15 protein-coding genes are annotated in these 18,898 nt (G+C 58.8%); 8 read left to right on the top strand and 7 right to left on the bottom strand.

Annotated features, from left to right (window positions below):
- Nucleotides 1–225: 225 nt before the first annotated feature.
- The 6 genes from QWJ10_RS16975 to QWJ10_RS16950 form a co-directional block, all read right to left on the bottom strand.
- Entirely contained in the window at nucleotides 226–1,005 is a 780-nt protein-coding gene (locus QWJ10_RS16975; RefSeq protein WP_289928265.1) for an electron transfer flavoprotein subunit beta, read from the bottom strand.
- A gap of 63 nt (nucleotides 1,006–1,068) precedes the next feature.
- Complete coding sequence (locus tag QWJ10_RS16970) at nucleotides 1,069–2,310, bottom strand: electron transfer flavoprotein subunit alpha/FixB family protein (RefSeq protein ID WP_289928263.1); 1,242 nt, start codon at nucleotides 2,308–2,310, stop codon at nucleotides 1,069–1,071.
- Nucleotides 2,311–2,391: 81 nt separating this feature from the next.
- Nucleotides 2,392–4,374 (bottom strand): dimethylglycine demethylation protein DgcB, encoded by a 1,983-nt coding sequence (dgcB, locus tag QWJ10_RS16965; RefSeq protein ID WP_289928262.1) that lies wholly within the window; start codon nucleotides 4,372–4,374, stop codon nucleotides 2,392–2,394.
- A 140-nt stretch (nucleotides 4,375–4,514) separates the two neighbouring features.
- On the bottom strand, nucleotides 4,515–6,575 hold the full coding sequence (gene dgcA / locus QWJ10_RS16960) for a dimethylglycine demethylation protein DgcA (RefSeq protein ID WP_289928260.1): 2,061 nt from the start codon (nucleotides 6,573–6,575) through the stop codon (nucleotides 4,515–4,517).
- Nucleotides 6,576–6,634: 59 nt separating this feature from the next.
- Nucleotides 6,635–7,165, bottom strand: a complete 531-nt coding sequence (locus tag QWJ10_RS16955) for a DUF5943 domain-containing protein (RefSeq protein WP_289928258.1) — start codon at nucleotides 7,163–7,165, stop codon at nucleotides 6,635–6,637.
- A gap of 146 nt (nucleotides 7,166–7,311) precedes the next feature.
- Complete coding sequence (locus QWJ10_RS16950; protein WP_010796208.1) at nucleotides 7,312–8,289, bottom strand: dipeptidase; 978 nt, start codon at nucleotides 8,287–8,289, stop codon at nucleotides 7,312–7,314.
- 584 nt (nucleotides 8,290–8,873) lie between these two features.
- Between QWJ10_RS16950 and QWJ10_RS16945 the strand changes: the two genes are divergently transcribed.
- Entirely contained in the window at nucleotides 8,874–9,122 is a 249-nt protein-coding gene (locus QWJ10_RS16945; protein ID WP_010796209.1) for a hypothetical protein, read from the top strand.
- A gap of 18 nt (nucleotides 9,123–9,140) precedes the next feature.
- Here the strand turns inward: QWJ10_RS16945 and QWJ10_RS16940 are convergent, their stop codons facing one another.
- Nucleotides 9,141–10,241, bottom strand: a complete 1,101-nt coding sequence (locus QWJ10_RS16940) for a GlxA family transcriptional regulator (RefSeq protein ID WP_010796210.1) — start codon at nucleotides 10,239–10,241, stop codon at nucleotides 9,141–9,143.
- Between the two features lie 693 nt (nucleotides 10,242–10,934).
- On the opposite strand from QWJ10_RS16940, the gene QWJ10_RS16935 reads away from it, so the two are divergent.
- From QWJ10_RS16935 to betA, 7 genes are all read left to right on the top strand, one after another.
- A complete protein-coding gene (locus QWJ10_RS16935) occupies nucleotides 10,935–11,195 on the top strand; it encodes a hypothetical protein (RefSeq protein ID WP_122041321.1) in 261 nt (86 codons plus the stop codon).
- Nucleotides 11,196–11,652: 457 nt separating this feature from the next.
- Nucleotides 11,653–12,588, top strand: coding sequence for a choline ABC transporter substrate-binding protein (locus tag QWJ10_RS16930; protein WP_289928249.1), 936 nt, complete (start codon nucleotides 11,653–11,655; stop codon nucleotides 12,586–12,588).
- 88 nt (nucleotides 12,589–12,676) lie between these two features.
- The gene (gene choW / locus QWJ10_RS16925) at nucleotides 12,677–13,519 is read left to right on the top strand and encodes a choline ABC transporter permease subunit (RefSeq protein WP_289928247.1); all 843 of its coding nucleotides are present in this window, start codon (nucleotides 12,677–12,679) and stop codon (nucleotides 13,517–13,519) included.
- Nucleotides 13,519–14,754 carry a choline ABC transporter ATP-binding protein gene (gene choV, locus QWJ10_RS16920; protein WP_122041318.1) on the top strand — a complete coding sequence of 412 codons (1,236 nt, stop codon included), beginning with the start codon at nucleotides 13,519–13,521 and terminating at the stop codon, nucleotides 14,752–14,754. Before choW ends, choV begins: the two co-directional genes overlap by 1 nt.
- A gap of 194 nt (nucleotides 14,755–14,948) precedes the next feature.
- Complete coding sequence (gene betI / locus QWJ10_RS16915; RefSeq protein ID WP_289928243.1) at nucleotides 14,949–15,542, top strand: transcriptional regulator BetI; 594 nt, start codon at nucleotides 14,949–14,951, stop codon at nucleotides 15,540–15,542.
- Between the two features lie 17 nt (nucleotides 15,543–15,559).
- The gene (betB, locus tag QWJ10_RS16910) at nucleotides 15,560–17,032 is read left to right on the top strand and encodes a betaine-aldehyde dehydrogenase (RefSeq protein WP_289928241.1); all 1,473 of its coding nucleotides are present in this window, start codon (nucleotides 15,560–15,562) and stop codon (nucleotides 17,030–17,032) included.
- Nucleotides 17,033–17,146: 114 nt separating this feature from the next.
- Nucleotides 17,147–18,886, top strand: coding sequence for a choline dehydrogenase (gene betA / locus QWJ10_RS16905; protein ID WP_289928240.1), 1,740 nt, complete (start codon nucleotides 17,147–17,149; stop codon nucleotides 18,884–18,886).
- Nucleotides 18,887–18,898: the final 12 nt, after the last annotated feature.

Raw genomic sequence — 18,898 nt, 5'->3', positions numbered from 1 at the left:
ACAAACTTATCCACAAGTTGTTGTGATTACAGGAAAAGCCGCCCCTGCCATTTTGATCAAAAAGTGACCACCTCAGCTAAAGCCGCATGGTTACTAGGGTCGAATAATTATCCAACAGATTATCCACAGGCTCGTGCACACATTTTGTGGGCTTGAAGGGATAAAAAGACAGGCACTCAAAAGCCTCCAGCAAGCCGGAAGCCGACATGACATATGAAAGTCGTCCTACCGAACGACGCCTTCCTCACGCAAGACCTTGAAAATGGCTTCTGCGCCCGCCTGTGGGGTGACATCTCTCAGGATCTGACCGCCATCTCCTGTTGCCTTGGCCGTGGCGGCACGAAAACGATCGGCAGCCGTCTTGGCCTTGATGACTTTCAGCCGCTTCGGCCGTGGACGAGCCGGCTGCAAGACGGCCTCTTGCCACAGGAGGTCATCGACGATATCCACGTCTTCAACCTTGATCTCTCCACGTCTTGCGGGCCCAAAGGCGCTTTGACGGGCGGCTGGCGCTGCGTTGTCCACACTGGCGACAAAAGGCAGGCGTACCTTTAGCCGTCGCCTTTGTCCGCGCGGCAGAGCTTGCAGTACCTGGGCATGTCCGGCGTCTACCGATTCAACGTCTGCCAGCCCAACTACTAGAGGCCAACCCAGCGATTCGGCCAGAAGATAGGGCAGCATGCCCGACCCTTCCCCGGTCTCGGCTTGAGTGCCGGTCAATACAACCTGGACCTGAGCCTCCCGAAGGTATTCCACCAGCACCGGTAGAGCATCGGCGCCCTTGGGCTGCTCCAGGACATGCAGGACAGGCAATCCCATACCCAGGTAGGCGCGCAGCGACTCCTCGTAGGGATTACCGGCATGCAGTACCGTGAGTCGATCACCCGCCAGATGCAGCCCCAGTTCGACCGCTCGGGCATCCTGCTCTGCGCGGCGGGCACGGGCCGACATGGGATGCGACCCCACCGATACCAGCGTAATCACGTTCAATTGGCCGTCGGACATACCGTTTACCTCCTTCAAGACTCACGTTGCGTTGCTGAAGCGGTAGTCCTGCGGACGACCACTTCAGGCCGCTTCCTTCTGCTCACCGCGGCGGTAGGCCTCGACCAGATCGATCAAGGCTTCCAGCACGGCGTTCGAATCTGCAATGACCGACAGGTCTGCCCGCTTGATCATGTCGCACCCCGGATTGAGGTTGATGGCAATGACCTTGTCGCAGGCACCTATGCCCTGTAAGTGCTGTACCGCGCCGGAAATCCCGACGGCCAGGTAGACCCGTGCCGTTACCCAGGTCCCCGTAGCGCCTACCTGCCGGTGACGTGGCATATGCCCGTCGTCTACCGCCACCCGTGAAGCCCCTTCTGTTGCCCCAAGCGCCCGGGCTGCCCGATGGAAGAGATCCCAGTCCTGAACGCCATTACCACCGGACAGAATGAATTCTGCCTCGGCCATGGGAACAAGCGCCGGATCGACGGCCACGGCCCCCATGTCCTCGATACGCACAAGCGCTCGCAACTGATTGCCTTCAGCCAGCGTGACCGTACGTGCCTCATATCGTGTTTCACTGACCGGCTCCGCACACTCGGCGCAGGCCAACACTACCCTGGGGACAGGACGCGTCAGATCTTCGCTGCCTGCGCCGGCACGGCCGGTACATAGGCCATCCTTTATCTGCCAGACGCGTGTGGCAGGCCGCTCATGTAGCGTAGCAGCGAAACGACGACCCAACTCGCCACCACCGGTACGGCTGTCCGGCAACAACCAGTGACGTGGCAAGAACTGGCTCTCTACTGCACGCAGCGCCAGCACGCGCTGTTCAGGCGAGTATCCCGTGTATTCATGACCGCTCAATTGCAATAGCCGGTCAACACCTGCCTTATCGAAGCCAGACTCCTTGTGCTCGCCAAAGGCAATGGCCAACACTGCCCCTGTTGAGCCTGCCAGCTGTCGCGCCAGGCCGAGCAGATCGCGGTCGTGGCTGGAAAGCCGTCCCCCTACCAGATCGGGCACTACGGCAATAATGAAGGCGGGCTCTTCGACCCGATGCAACGGCAGTAGCACCTCCTGGGCCTCACCCAACCGACGAACCCCGTTGCCCTGCTGAGCGCCACTGCGATCGATACGGCGCAAGCCGCTAGGCCCCTTGAAGCCCAGAGCTGCGTGGGGATTCTTACGAATGATGCCGTTAGGGCCCATCCAGCGAGGCTGCTCATCACACGTACTCGCCTGCATCAAGGTGTGCAGGGGATGAAGCCGGTTACGGGCGATCCATTCGGCATGCGGATCACGGCGGAGGATGTCAGTCATGCCCTGCTCCTTTGAAAAACGTCCGTGCCTGAGTGGATATCGCGGCGCTCATGGCCAATCGGGTAATACAGGATGCGTTCATCAGGAGATCTCCACCGCTTCACGCCGGGGCGTGATTGGTTGCTTTACCGGCACGGCGGGTGCCTCGATTACGACTTCGGCGACCAGCTCTGCAATGTCCTTTACCTCCGGACGGGGCGCGACTACCCCCTCCAGCATGGCAGTACATTGAGGGCATCCCACAGCGACAACCTCCGCTCCAGTCGTCTTGATATCGGCCATGCGCATGTCGGGAATCCGCTGCGTGCCGGGAATATCGGTAATCGGTGCGCCCCCTCCACCGCCACAGCAGCGAGCCCGGAAGCCGGAGCGCTCCATTTCCTTGACCTCAATCCCGATGGCCTTGAGTACCTTGCGGGGCGCCTCGTACTCTCCGTTGTATCGACCCAGATAGCAGGGGTCGTGATAGGTCACGCTGCTCCCCTTGTGCTGCCCGAGATGAAGCGCCTGAGCGTCCAGCAGCTCTGCCAGAAAGGTGCTGTGATGCAGGACCGTATAAGCCCCGCCCAGCGCGCCGTATTCGTTTCTCAGCACGTGAAAGCTATGCGGGTCGCATGTCACGATCCGGTTGAAGCGGTACCGCGACAGCGTGGCGATATTGCGCCTGGCCAATTGCTGAAAGGTCGCCTCGTCCCCCAGGCGTCGCGCCACATCACCGCTGTCGCGCTCCTCCAGCCCCAGCACGGCAAAATCAACCTTAGCAGCCTTGAGAATCTTGACGAAAGCCCTGAGGGTCCGCTGGTTGCGCATGTCGAACGCACCATCACCCACCCAGAACAGCACATCAACGCGCTGCTGGTTGGCGATCAGCGGCAGGTCAAGGTCCGCAGCCCAGTTCATCCGGTTGACCGGGTTGAAGCCGTTGGGGTTATCCGTGGCAATCAGATTATCGAGCACCTCGGCGCCCTTGTTGGGGGTCGCCCCTTTCTCCAGGGTCAGATGGCGACGCATATCGACGATGGCATCGACGTGCTCGATCATCATCGGGCACTCTTCCACACAGGCCCGACAGGTGGTGCAGGACCATAGCGTCTCGGCATCGACCAGCGCCTTGCCTTCAAATGAAACAATGGGCGAATGGGCATTGCCGCCGTGCTCACCAATTGGCTTCCCGGGATAAGGCGAGCCGAAATAACGCGCGTCGGTGCCACCCGCCATGCCGATAACCATGTCCTGGATCAGCTTTTTCGGGTTGAGCGGCTGGCCGGCCGCATAGGCGGGGCACATGGCCTCGCAGCGCCCGCACTGCACACAGGCGTCAAAGCCCAGCAGCTGATTCCACGTAAAGTCCTTGGGTTTCTCCACACCCAGCGGTGCAGCAGGGTCATTCAGGTCCAGGGCCTTCAAGCCACTGGATCGCGCCGCGCTGGCATTGAACGGCGTACGAAAGCGCTCGGGACGGCGGTGAAAAGCCAGATGCAAGGCACCGGCAAAGGCATGTTTCATCGGACCGCCCCAGGTCATGCCGAAGAATAGTTCCGACACGCCCCAAGCCACGCCTACGGCCAGCACGGTCGCCAGTATCCAGCCGCCAAAATTTTCCGGGAGTACGCCCGCTACGGGCAGCGTAGCAATGAAAAAGCTCGCGGAAAACATCAATAGGCTTTTGGGCAAGCGCATCCATGGCCCTTTGGACAGGCGTGCCGGTGGGTTGCGGCGACGCTTGGCCACGAACAAGGCACCCGTGAACATGCAAGCGGTGGCCGCCAATAGCGCCCAACCCAGAACACGGTTATGCAGGCCAAATCCATGAACCAGCACGGCCAGCACGGCGGCCAGAACGAAGCCGCCTGCGGTGGCCACATGGGTTCGCGACATATAGCGATCCCGCTCGACCACATGGTGCAAGTCCACCAGATAGCGCCGCGGCATGGCCAGCAGACCCCGAATCAGATCGACATGGGCGGGCCGGCCCTGCCGCCAGAGCCGTACGCGTCGAAAAGCACCGATCGCAGCCAGTGCCAGGGCCGTAAAGAGCAGAACGGGAATAAGGATATCTAACATACCGGAGCCTCGTAGGGTGGGTGAGCCAGAGGCATTACCCATCCTCAACATGTCAGGCGGTACCTAAACCGCGGGTAGCCCTCGTGGTGGGTCAGACTGCTCTGCAGCTAACCCACCCTGCGGTTCGCAAAGGCGCGTACTTAAAAGTCCTTGCACAGCCGCAATGCGTCGTAGATTGCGGCGTGGGTGTTGCGCTGCGCCACGCAGTCCCCGATGCGATACAGGAGATAACCGCTACCCTGCTCATTCAAGGCGGGTTGTGGCTCGATAGCAAACAAGGCCTCGATATCGATCTGGCCCTTGTTACGCGAACCGTCCTTCAGCGCGTAGTACAAGGTCTCGTCCGGTCGCACGCCGTTCTCGATAACGATCTGATCGACCACCCGCTCCTCCTTGGCGCCGGTGTATTCGTTTTCCAGTACGGCAATCTTCTTGTCGCCCTCGGGATATACCTTTTCCAGCATGAGATCGCCGGTCATGATCACCTCCTTCGGGTAGAGGCTGCGGTAGTAGGTCGGGAACGTGGTCCCGCCAATGGCTACGCCCGGTTTGATGTCATCGGTGACGATTTCCACCTGTGCGCCTTTATCGGCCAGATAATCAGCTGCCGACATTCCGGAAAATTCGCAAATGGTGTCGTAGACCAACACGTTCTTACCCGGCTCGACCTTGCCGGAAAGAATGTCCCAGCTGCTGACGACCAGGCCTTCGGCCGCGCCCCAATGCTCGTTCTGCTCCATGAATGGATGACCGCCATTGGCCAGCACGACAATGTCCGGACGTAGATCCATGATCGTGTCAGGATCAGCCGCCGTCCCCAGCCGTAGGTCGATATTCAGGCGAGCCAGCTCCAGTTGATACCACCGCGTGATACCCGCGATCTGGTCGCGCTGAGGCGCCCGGGACGCGAGAGTAATCTGCCCACCCAGCTGCTCCTGCTTTTCGAACAGGGTCACGTCATGCCCCCGCTCAGCCGAGACGCGAGCCGCTTCCATTCCCGCCGGGCCGCCGCCGACAACGACTACTTTGCGCTTGGGCCCGGTGGATTTCTCGATGATGTGCGGAACCCCCATATATTCACGGCTGGTTGCGGCGTTCTGAATACACAGCACGTCCAGCCCCTGGTATTGACGGTCGATGCAGTAGTTGGCGCCAACACACTGGCGAATCTGGTCCACCTGCCCCATCTTGATCTTGGCGATCAGATGCGGATCGGCGATGTGGGCACGGGTCATACCGACCATGTCCACGTAACCGCCCTCAAGGATGCGTGTCGCCTGGTTCGGATCCTTGATGTTCTGCGCATGCAGCACGGGCACGCTGACCACATCCTTGATACCGGCCGCCAGATGCAGGAACGGCTCCGGTGGATAGGTCATGTTGGGGATCACGTTGGCCAGGGTATTGTGGGTGTCGCAGCCGGAGCCGATCACGCCAAAGAAGTCCACCATGCCGGTGTCGTTGTAATACTTGGCGATCTGTTTCATATCGTCATGGGTCAGGCCGTCCGGGTGGAATTCATCACCACAGATCCGCATGCCGACACAGAAGTCATCGCCAACTTCGGCCCGTACAGCCTTGAGCACTTCCAGGCCAAAGCGCATACGGTTCTCGAAGCTGCCGCCCCATTCATCGGTACGCTTGTTCACACGGGGCGACCAGAACTGATCGATCATGTGCTGGTGCACAGCAGACAGCTCGACGCCATCCAGCCCACCCGCTTTCGCCCGGCGTGCGGCCTGGGCAAAATTGCCGATCACCCGCCAGATCTCCTCCGGCTCGATGGTCTTACAAGTAGCGCGATGCACAGGCTCGCGGATACCGGACGGCGACATCAGGGTTGGCCAGTGACCACCGTCCCAACGGGAACGGCGACCCATGTGGGTAATCTGGATCATGATCTTGGCACCATGCCGGTGCATGGCATCAGCCAGGTTCTGGAAGTGCGGAATGATGCGGTCGGTAGCGAGGTTTACCGAACTCCACCAGTGCTGCGGGCTGTCGATCGCCACGACTGAGGAACCGCCGCAAATGGCAAGGCCAATGCCGCCCTTGGCTTTTTCTTCGTAATATTTGACGTACCGTTCGGTCGTCATGCCGCCATCAGTGGCATACACCTCGGCGTGCGCCGTGCTGAGTACGCGGTTGCGAATCGTCAGCTTGCCGATCTGGATTGGTTGGAACATTGCTTCAAAGGCCATCACGGCACCTCATCTCAGCGAATTACGCACGGTCGGTCTTGTTATCGTTCATTGCGCCGTTACAGCGGCTTCACCACGAACAGGCCGTCGTCATGGCCCTCTTCCGCCCCGCTGTACACCTGCTCGGCCACGGTACGGACCGCGCTGCCTCTGGCGGCAAGGATCTGGTCCATGGCCCCGGCAAACCAGCCGGTAAACATGTAATCCACCTTGCGGTTGACCTTGCCGTACACGTAGACGAAGGCGGAGTGCCGCAGCCGAACCTGGGCCGTACCGGCATTCACGTCGATCTGCTCGATATCGAAGAGTCCCCAGCCGCGCTGGGAGAGGCGCTTCATGTAGTGCTCATACACCTCGACGCCAACCAGTCCATGGCACTCGGCCTCTTTCTCACACCAGTGCCAGGCGGACTTGTAGCCAGCCTTGTAAAGAATCTCGGCATACTTCTCTGCACCGAGCACCTCTTCGATCCCCATATGGTTATTGACGAAGAAATGACGCGGTACATACAGCATGGGCAGTGCATCGGTGGTCCAGACGCCGGTTTCGTCGTCGACCTGGATTGGCATTTCGGGAGCATGTGTGGCCATGGTGAAACTCCAAACGAATGTGCTTGTGTAGGGTGGGCTACGCCGCGGTACGGTTGATCCACCCTACCGGTGATCGTCGAAGATCAGTGCAGGCTGAATCAGGTCATGGCGGGATCCAGCCGCGGACCTTCAAGAAATGAAATGACTTACTCGCCCCACACCTCGCTGAGCACCCTTACCCAGTTCTCGCCCATGACCTTGCGCACAGTGCGCTCGGACATGCCTCGCTTGAGCAGCGTCTCGGTCAGGTTGGGAAATTCGCCTACGGTGCGGATGCCCAGGGGGTTCACGATCTTGCCGAAGTTGGTCAATCGACGGGCGTAACCCTTGTCATGGGTGAGGTATTCGAAGAAGTCCTGGCCGTGGCCCTGGGTAAAGTCGGTACCAATGCCGATGGCGTCTTCGCCAACGATATTCATCACGTACTCGATGGCTTCGGCATAATCATCGATAGTGGATTCGATGCCCTTGGCCAGGAACGGCGCAAACATCGTAACGCCCACGAAACCACCATGATCGGCAATGAACTTAAGCTCTTCGTCGGACTTGTTACGCGGATGCTCTTTCAGGCCGGACGGCAGGCAGTGGGAATAGCAAACCGGCTTTTGGGATTCGAGAATGACTTCTTCAGAGGTCTTGCTGCCGACATGGGACAGGTCGCACATGATGCCGACGCGGTTCATCTCGGCAACGACCTCGCGGCCAAAACCGGACAGGCCGCCGTCGCGCTCATAGCAACCTGTGCCTACCAGGTTCTGGGTGTTGTAGCACATCTGCACGATGCCTACGCCCAGCTGCTTGAAGATCTCTACGTAGCCGAGCTGGTCCTCAAACGCATGGGCATTCTGAAAGCCGAAGATGATGCCAGTCTTACCTTGAGACTTGGCCTTGCGGATGTCGGCGGTGGTGTAGACCGGCATGACCAGATCACTGTTTTCGCGCATCAGCTTCTTTTGCGCCGCGATGTTGTCCACGGTCGCCTTGAAGCCTTCCCAGACCGACACGGTGCAGTTGGCTGCCGTCAGCCCTCCCTTGCGCATGTCCTCAAAGAGCTCACGGTTCCATTTGGCGATGATCAGCCCGTCGATAACGATGCTGTCGGCGTGCAGTTCAGTGGCATTCATCAGGGCAGCTCCCAGGTTTCGCGACGCCGGATCATGTGCCGACGCTTTGAAAGGAGCATATCCCTCAGGTTTTCTGCGCTATCGCGTAAAAACGACAGGGGGATTACCAGAAGCGTCAATGCGCGTTCAACAGGCAGTAACGGCTGGCCACCCCATGCCTCTAGCGCCAGCCAAAAGCTGAGCCAGACGCCTGGAGCAGAACGCGCTCCAATGAAGACGGAAAAGCGGAAAAATGTCGAAAAAAAACCCCGCAATGCCTTAGCAAGCACGCGGGGTTAAAATGCCCTGTTGGGCCTCAGTGTGTTTCGTCCAGACCAAGCGTAAGGGCGCTTTTCCCGGAAATTCGAGGAGCTAAGCCGCTCAACTCGACAAGAAGCGCTACTTTAGCAGCACCTTCCTAAAATCACCCTGTGACATATTGCCCCTCCCGGAGCTATTAGACTTTCGTTTTATTACAGATATACAACCCATTAGACGCCCTGCTTGCTGAAAAGCGACCTGCTCGTATCCAGTACCGCCTTGTACACTTGCCTTGCCATTGACCACTGCCAAGAATCGGTACGGGACTTAACGGAGGATTCGTCATGATGCATGCAGACCTGATCGACCAGGACGACTTCAGGGACCGCCTGATTGCACTGGGTATCGCCGTACCGTCGGGTACCACTCCCGAGCAAGCCTGCCAGCAAGCGCTATGCGGGCTGAACCCTGAGCGGGTCACAGCCCTGCGGCGTCTGGTCGAAGAACTCCTGTCAGGTCATGCGACATTATTACCGTCCGTTCGCGAAGCTATTGCTCGTCAGCTGCTACCTGCCCTGGCCCAGCATCGCTAGGCCAGGGCAGCACGTCTATCAGCCAAGCCTTACACTGGCAAACGTCGACTCTCCTTGCGCCTGACTGAGCGCGGCCAGGGCCGAGGATGTCGGGAGTAAGGCCAACTCCTGCGGAACCGGCACCAGCATCACAGGCTGCCCCATCGATACGCCCTGCCGCTCATCACGCGGGGGAATCCCAAAATACTCCCGGTAACACTTCGAGAAGTGCGGCGTGGAAACGAATCCGCATACCGATGCCACTTCGATGATGGACATGGTGGTCTGTTTGAGCAGCTGTCTGGCTCGAATCAGGCGCAGTTTCAGGTAATAGCGCGACGGCGAACAGTGCAGGTATTTCTGGAATAAGCGCTCCAGCTGGCGACGCGACACATTCACGTAGACGGCCAGCTCGTCGAGGTCAATGGGCTCCTCCAGGTTGGCCTCCATCAGCGCGACGATTTCCTGCAGCTTGGGTTGATTGGTGCCCAGCATATGTTTGAGCGGCACACGCTGATGATCCTGCTCGTTGCGGATACGTTCATAAATGAACATTTCAGAAATCGCAGCGCACAACTCGCGACCGTGTTCACGGCCGATCAGGTGCAGCATCATGTCCATGGGAGCAGTACCTCCCGAGGAGGTGAAGCGGTTACGGTCGATGGAAAATAGCCGCGTCGTCAGTGATACACGCGGGAAGGCTTCCTGCATGGAGGCCAGCATCTCCCAATGCACGCTGCACTCGTAACCATCGAGCAGCCCGGCCTTGGCCAGCGCCCAACTGCCCGTGCAGACAGCGCCCAGCTTGCGGCCCTGCCGTGCCTGCGCCTGCAGCCAGCTCACATGTTCCCGCATGACGCTTCGCTGAATGCCCACACCGCCACACACGATGACCATGTCCATGGCCGGTGCAGCCGCGACAGCACTGTCCGGAGTAATTTGCAGGCCGTCACTGGCCTGGACCGGACGGCCATCCAGGCTGAGCGTAGACCAGCGGAACAGCTCACGACCCGACAGCTGATTGGCCATCCGCAGTGGCTCTATCGCCGACGCCAGTGAGATCAGGGTGAAGTTGTCCAGCAGCAGGAACCCGATGGATTGCGGAACACGGTGTTGTGGCTGACTTTGATTCAATGACATTGGAACGCCCTCTTCACGCTAAGCCCGGTATGGCCTCATTGAGGCTCTTTTTATCGTCGTGAGTCGTGTCCAGCTGCTGACGGAATCACCCGTTGTCACGGGATGTAACACCGCCAGGCCGTATGACCTTGGATAGAGGCTTCGCAAATGTCATGCCTACCTTGAACAGCCATTCAATTAAAAAGAAAGAAGATGCTTGGCAAAGCGGTTCCGAGGCTGGTAGTGCCAAAGGCCATCAGTGACCGATGGGTCATGGCAGGCTGTGTCCATGTGCAAATCCGTAGCAACTCGCAGAGCTGGCTTGTGTGGAAAAAGATTTCTACAGTAACAAAGGGCGGATCGAATTTTCGCTTTCTGCCAAGCAGTCCCCTGCACAAAGATGCGCCAAAAGGTGGCAAAGCTTTCCCGGCGTGTGCAAATTCAGTTCAGGCTCACTAATTACCCACGGATCGCATTGCGGTGACGCTCATTACTTAACGTGAAATCCCCCTCAAAAAGCATATCTATTCCTTTTAGGCCGCCCCGGTAATCAATAAAAAGGACTATTAACTGTCCTATCACCTACAGCCCCTATAGGCCATGGTCTGCATGTCTTTAGCCTATACACGTAGAGGCGAAAAACAGCGTTTGGGACATAACAGGCGCAGCAACAGGTTGCAACATTGTCGGCTGCCTGGATGTTGGGTAACCTGAATGACTGAGCATGGCGACCGGCCATCTCGCAAGACGCTATCTCTGTTTCGAGCACGGCTTGCCGGCTCGATGAAACTGGATGAACCAGACAGCTTGGCTGCCATGGCTATTAAAACGATAAAACTACTCGGCACCGAACCGGGCACCTTCTCGCTTTACCTTTGCGCCAACTCCAGGGCAGAGGCCGCCGTCGCTTTCCCGTTAGAAACCGGAAATGTCCAGGCATGCTCCCTTGGTCACAGGGAAGCGCTCGCGCTTTGATGCGTGAAACCTGGGTTTATCAGGCAGGCCGCTCAGGTGCCCTGCCTCTTACCGGTAGATCCTCTCCCTCACTGAATGGATTCTCTCTCATTCGTGAGGTCACCCAGAAGGCGAAAGTCCTTACCTCTGGACCGCTTTCCGCCGCCTCAGGCACGGCTCTTTCCGGCCGCCCTGTTTCACCCGTTGTTTTAACGAACACCCCGATCATGAAATTGCCGCGGTCAGGGCCTGCCATACGGCACAACTGTGCTGGCTACGACGCCTCGACCTCTGGTTACGACGCCGCCTGCACTGGATGCGACGTGACTGGTAGGCGGTTGATGAACGATCGGTTACAGATAACCTATCACGCAGCGGAGTACATCGGCCTGACCCTTGCCGAACCACACCCGTCTGCCACGATTTGCTGCCCTATGCCTTGTGCATGCGCGGCAGCATCAGGAAGGAGACATTCACCATGAAAGGTTGCAATGCGTTACTACTGGCCCTGAGCTTAGGCGCCCCGCTTCTGGCCCAGGCGGCCGAGCCCGAGTCCTGCGCCACCGTTCGCTTTGCCGATGTCGGCTGGACCGACATTACCGTCACTACCGCCGTAACGTCCGAAATCCTGCAGTCGCTGGGCTACAAGACCAAGACCAACATGATCTCCGTACCTGTGACTTACAAGTCGATGCAAAACAAGGATATCGATGTCTTTCTGGGTAACTGGATGCCGAGCATGGCGGCCGATATCAAGCCCTACAGCGACAACGGCAGTGTCGAAACCCTGCGCGCCAACCTCGAAGGGGCCAAATACACCCTGGCAGTCCCGGAATACGTGTACGACGCCGGCGTGAAGACCTTTGCCGATATCGTCAAGAATGCCGACAAATTTGGCGGCAAGATCTATGGCATCGAGCCGGGCAATGACGGCAATCGCCTGATTCAGAGCATGATCGACAAAAATGCGTTCGACCTGGGCAAGTTCAAGATGGTCGAGTCCAGCGAAGCGGGCATGCTCTCCCAGGTTCAGCGCGCCGAGCGTCGCAAGCAGTGGGTCGTCTTTCTGGGCTGGGAACCGCACCCCATGAATACCCGATTCAAGATGAAGTATCTGGAAGGCGGTGACGACTACTTCGGCCCCAACCTGGGCGGCGCCACGATTTACACCAATGTGCGCAAAGGCTACATCCAGGAATGCCCGAATGTCGGCAAGCTGCTGACCAATCTGAACTTCTCGCTAGGCATGGAGAACCAGCTCATGGACGACGTACTCAATGGAGGTAAGACGCCGGAGGCCGCCGCAAAAGCGTGGCTGAAAGCAAATGCCCAGGTAGTGGACACCTGGCTGGCCGGGGTGACGACTCGAGACGGCAAGCCCGCCTCCGAAGTCATGGCCAAGCTCACGCAGTAACCACCCCAACGACCTGGACAGCCCGGCCGCTAAAGGCGGGCTATCCAGGTCGCTGGATTGTTGATACTCAACTCCAGGGATTTTATCTATGTTCCTTACCGACCATAAGCTCCCGCTGGGGCAAGCCATTTCCGATTTTGTCGACTGGCTGATCATGAACTTCTCGGGATTCTTTGACCTGATTTCCGATGCCCTTTCTACCGTCATCTCAAGCACCACGGGAGCCCTGCTCTGGTTCAACCCCCTGGCCCTGACTGCGATCCTTGTGGCGCTGGTCTACTTCATTCAACGCAGCCTTGCCCTCACGCTGTTTGCCGCCGCCTCGCTACTTCTGATCATTAACCTGGGATACTGGCAGGAGACCATTGAAACCCTGTCTCAAGTCATCTTTGCCACCCTTGTCTGTATCGCCATTGGCGTGCCGCTGGGTATCGTAGCGGCCCATAAACCCTGGTTCTTCGCCACATTGCGTCCGTTGCTGGACTTGATGCAGACCGTGCCGACGTTCGTGTACCTGATCCCTACGCTGACCCTGTTCGGCCTGGGCGTCGTACCCGGCCTGATCTCTACCGTAATCTTTGCGATCGCCGCCCCGATCCGCCTGACGTGCCTGGGCATTCAGGACGTTCCGGAAGAACTCATGGATGCCGGTAAAGCCTTTGGCTGTTCCCGCTGGCAACTCCTGACACGGATTGAGCTGCCCCATGCCATGCCCAGCATTGCCGCGGGTATCACGCAATGCATCATGCTGTCGCTCTCGATGGTAGTAATTGCCGCACTCGTAGGTGCCGACGGCCTCGGCAAGCCTGTGGTGAACGCTCTGAATACGGCGGATATCGCCCTAGGCTTCGAAGCGGGCCTAGCCATCGTACTGCTGGCCATTCTGCTCGACCGTGTCTGCAAGCAGCCCAATGCCAGAGGAGAACACTGATGAGCGCAATCCGTTTCGAGAATGTCGACGTCATCTTCGGCAAACAGACCAAACAAGCCGTAGAGCTGCTGGATAAAGGCCTTGGCCGATCCGAAATCTTCGAGCAGACCGGCCAGGTACTGGGCGTGGAAAATGCCTGCCTAGAAATCCAGAAAGGTGAAATCTGTGTCCTCATGGGGCTGTCCGGCTCAGGCAAGTCCAGCCTGCTGCGCTGCATCAACGGCCTTAACACAGTCAGCCGTGGTCGCCTGCTCATTGAGCACAATGGCAGCGAAGTGGACATCGCCAATTGCTCGCCCTCAACCCTGAAGGAAATGCGCACCTCCCGCATCGCCATGGTGTTCCAGAAATTTGCCCTTATGCCCTGGCTGACTGTTGCGGAGAATGTTGGGTTCGGCCTGGAAATGCAGGGCCGCTCCACGGCCGAGCGCAAGAAAATTATCGATGAAAAGCTGGAGCTGGTAGGTCTTACCCAGTGGCGCAACAGCAAGCCCTCCGCCCTTTCAGGCGGCATGCAGCAGCGCGTCGGTTTGGCCCGTGCCCTCGCCATGGACGCCGACATTCTCTTGATGGACGAACCTTTCTCCGCGCTCGATCCGCTGATCCGCCAACAACTGCAGGACGAGCTGCTCGCCCTACAGAGCAAGGTCAACAAGACCATCGTATTCGTCAGCCACGACCTGGATGAAGCGCTCAAGCTCGGCACCAATATCGCGATCATGAAAGACGGACGCATCATCCAGCATGGCAAGCCCGAAGATATCGTGCTCAATCCGGCAGACGACTACGTACGAACCTTCGTAGCCCATACCAACCCGCTCAACGTACTATGCGGTTACAGCCTCATGAAGCCGATCGAGCAGTGCCGCCGCGAAGGCAATGAACTCTGCCTGGACAGCACCCGTGACTACTGGGCCAGCCTGAGCGATGCACGCAACGTCAAATCACTGCGGCGCAGCGGCGATAGTGTCAGCGTACAGCGCTGGGCGCCTGGCGAGCCGGTCGAAGCGCTCAAGCGTCAGCCTACCCTGGTCGACGCCAGCATTCGGATGCGCGATGCGCTGGAAATCCGCTATCACACCGGCAACAAGCTCATCCTTCAGCAAAACGGCTGCGTGGTAGGCATTCTGGGGGACACCGAGCTCTATCACGCGCTGTTGGGTAAAAACCTGGAGAAAAGTCATGAGGAGTCCGAGGTGACTCCTCTCCGGACCGCCTTTTCCCAGGCCGGCTGACCCATGACAGGCCGCCCATCCGGGCGGCCTTAATGCCTCTGACATAGATTGGTTTAGCCGTCCTGAGCCTAGTAAACACAGGGCTCAAGGCTAGTACTCGCACGTCCCGAACTTTTTATTGATTGATCGTTCAATTAAAAAACAGTAGACTGAAGGCAACTTAGGTGATGCGTGAATGCGAGGAGATAACCGCAATGCCAAAAGTCGGCATGCAACCTATTCGTCGTTCCCAGCTGATTGCTGCCACGCTGGAAGCGGTTGACGAAGTCGGGATGAGCGAGGCGAGCATCGCCCTCATTGCCAAGAAGGCCGGTGTATCCAACGGGATCATCAGTCACTACTTCCAGGACAAAAATGGCCTGCTCGAAGCGACCATGCGCCACCTGATGTCGGCGTTGCGCACGGCGGTTCGCGAGCGTCGCGCCACGCTGACCGATAACAGCCCGTGCGCCCACCTGCGCGCCATTATCGAGGGCAACTTCGACGACAGTCAGGTTAACGGTCCGGCCATGAAGACCTGGCTGGCCTTCTGGGCCAGCAGCATGCATCAGCCGGCCCTGCACCGCCTGCAACGCATCAACGATGCACGGCTGTATTCAAACTTGTGCTGTGAGTTCCACAAGGCGCTGCCTGCACAGGAAGCCCGCCGTGCCGCACGCGGTCTGGCCGCAATCATCGACGGCCTGTGGCTGCGCGGTGCCCTGGCGGGTGGTGAATTCGACATCGACGAAGCGCTGCGCATTGCCTTCGATTATCTAGACCAGCAGCTGGCCCGAGCGGCTAACTGACAAGGGAGAGAATCATCATGACCCAGCTCGACACTCAAAAGCTCTACATCGGCGGCGGTTACGTCGATGCCACCAGCGGCAAAACCTTCCAGGCAATCAATCCGGCCAATGGCGAGGTCATCGCCCACGTACAGCAGGCCAGCCGGAAGGACGTTGATCGCGCCGTGGCCAGTGCTGCCGAGGGCCAAAAGGTCTGGGCCGCCATGACGGCCATGCAGCGATCCCGCATTCTGCGCAAGGCCGTGGATATCCTCCGTGAGCGTAACGATGAGCTCGCCGCCCTGGAGACCCTGGATACCGGCAAGCCGCTGACCGAAACCCAGGCCGTGGACATCGTGACCGGTGCCGACGTGCTTGAATATTACGCGGGTCTGATCCCCGCACTGGAAGGCGAACAGATCCCGCTGCGCGATACCTCGTTTGTCTATACCCGCCGCGAGCCGCTGGGCGTGGTCGCAGGCATTGGCGCCTGGAACTATCCAATCCAGATTGCCCTGTGGAAATCCGCCCCAGCCCTGGCCGCCGGTAATGCCATGATCTTCAAGCCCAGCGAAGTCACTCCCCTGACGGCGCTTAAGCTGGCCGAGATTTATACCGAGGCAGGTGTGCCCAATGGCGTGTTCAATGTGCTCAACGGTGCTGGCGCCGAAGTAGGCGTAGCCCTGACCGAGCACCCGGGCATCGAGAAGATTTCCTTTACCGGCGGCGTGCCCACCGGCAAGAAGGTTATGGCCAGCGCTGCCGGCTCGACGCTCAAGGAAGTCACCATGGAGCTAGGCGGCAAGTCGCCACTGATCATTTTCGATGACGCCGACCTCGACCGTGCGGCCGATATTGCCATGATGGCCAACTTTTTCAGTACCGGTCAGGTATGCACCAACGGCACCCGCGTCTTTGTGCCCAGCGCGCTCAAAGAACGTTTCGAGACCAAGATCCTGGAGCGTGTACAACGCGTTCGTCTGGGTGACCCGCAGGACCCAAACACCAACTTCGGCCCGCTGGTCAGCACCGCTCATATGGAAAACGTCCTGCGTTATATCGAGCATGGCCGCAGCGAAGGTGCGCGTTTGCTGTGTGGTGGTGAGCGTGTTACCACCGGCGAGTTCGCCAACGGCTGTTACGTCGCGCCAACTGTCTTCACAGACTGCCGTGATGACATGACCATTGCTCGTGAAGAAATCTTTGGTCCCGTCATGAGCATCCTGGCGTATGACACCGAAGAAGAGGTAATCCGCCGCGCCAACGACACCGAATACGGTCTGGCGGCCGGTCTTGTGACCAAGGATCTCGCCCGCGCCCACCGTGTGATCCATCGTCTGGAAGCCGGTATCTGCTGGATCAATACCTGGGGCGAATCCCCAGCCGAGATGCCTGTCGGCGGTTACAAGCACTCCGGCGTAGGCCGCGAGAATGGCCTGGTCACCCTCGGCAACTACACCCGCATCAAGTCCGTACAAGTTGAGCTGGGCGACTACGCCTCGATCTTCTGAACCGCATCACCGTTACCCGTAGGGTGGGTCAGCCGACGCGCATGACCCACCGTTTTCGCGTGAGCCGCTGCGTCATGCAGCCAATCTCGACGCCCTTTACGGAGGAGTGCCACCATGGCTAAAGAATTCGATTACATCATCATCGGTGCCGGTTCTGCCGGTAACGTTTTGGCGACCCGTCTCACTGAAGACAAAGACGTCACCGTCCTGCTGCTGGAAGCCGGTGGCCCCGACTATCGCCTCGATTTTCGCACCCAAATGCCTGCCGCCCTGGCCTACCCGCTTCAAGGCACCCAGTACAACTGGGCTTACCAGACTGACTCCGAACCACACATGAACAACCGCCGGATGGAATGCGGCCGAGGCAAGGGCCTGGGTGGCTCTTCGCTGATCAACGGCATGTGCTACATCCGCGGTAACGCTATGGATTTCGATGGCTGGGCCAAGCTTGACGGTTTGGAGGACTGGACATACCTCGACTGCCTGCCCTACTTCCGCAAAGCCGAGACACGTGACGTCGGCCCGAACGATTATCACGGCGGTGACGGTCCGGTATCCGTGACCACCTCCAAGCCCGGCGTGAACCCGCTGTTTGAAGCCATGATCGAGGCAGGTGTACAGGCGGGTTACCCCCGTACGGAAGACCTCAATGGTTATCAGCAGGAAGGCTTCGGCCCGATGGACCGTACCGTGACGCCCAATGGCCGACGTGCCAGTACCGCCCGTGGTTATCTAGATCAGGCAAAGGGTCGCCCCAACCTGACCATCATCACCCATGCCACCACGGACCGCATCCTGTTCAGTGGCAAGCGCGCCATCGGTGTTGCTTTCCTGGAAGGCAACAGCAGCGATATCACCACCGTGCATGCCAGTCGTGAAGTGCTCCTGTGTGCAGGCGCCATCGCTTCGCCACAGATTCTTCAGCGCTCCGGCGTAGGTGCAAGTGACCTGCTGCGTCAGTTCGATATCCCCGTCGTGCACGATCTGCCCGGGGTTGGCCAAAACCTGCAGGACCACCTGGAGATGTACCTGCAGTACGAGTGTAAGCAGCCGGTCTCTCTGTATCCGGCGCTGAAGTGGTACAACCAGCCCCAGATTGGTCTGGAATGGATGCTCAAGGGCACCGGCATCGGCGCCAGTAACCACTTCGAGGCAGGTGGCTTTATCCGCTCCAGCGATGAATTCGAGTGGCCGAATATCCAGTACCACTTCCTGCCGATCGCTATCAATTACAACGGCAGCAATGCCATCGAAGCCCACGGCTTCCAGGCTCATGTGGGCTCCATGCGCTCGCCGAGCCGGGGTCGCGTTCACCTGAAATCACGCGATCCGCGCCAGCATCCCAGCATCCTTTTCAACTACATGAGCACCGAGCAGGACTGGCAGGAATTCCGTGACAGCATTCGTCTCACCCGCGAGATCATGCACCAGCCAGCGCTCGACCCCTATCGCGGTCGCGAGCTGAATCCAGGCGCGGATTGCGTAACGGATGCCCAGCTGGATGAGTTCGTGCGCCAGCATGCCGAAACGGCCTACCACCCCTCCTGTACCAACAAGATGGGTACCGACGACATGGCTGTCGTCGACGGGCAAGGCCGCGTCCATGGCCTTGAAGGCCTGCGTGTGGTGGACGCATCGATCATGCCGCTGATCATTACTGGCAACCTCAACGCCACCACCATCATGATTGGCGAAAAGATTGCCGACCACATCCGCGGCCGTCAGCCCCTGGCCCGTAGCACCGCCTCCTATTACATGGCAAACGGCGCTCCGGTACGCCAAACACCGGCCCGAAGTGAAAAAAAGAAAATAGAGCAAATTCACCGGTTTACAACTGATTTAGAATCGTTATAATGCGCCCATTGA

Source organism: Pseudomonas sp. WAC2 (genome assembly GCF_030403525.1).
Taxonomy (GTDB): domain Bacteria; phylum Pseudomonadota; class Gammaproteobacteria; order Pseudomonadales; family Pseudomonadaceae; genus Chryseomonas; species Chryseomonas luteola.
This window is presented reverse-complemented; position numbering and strand designations above follow the sequence as displayed.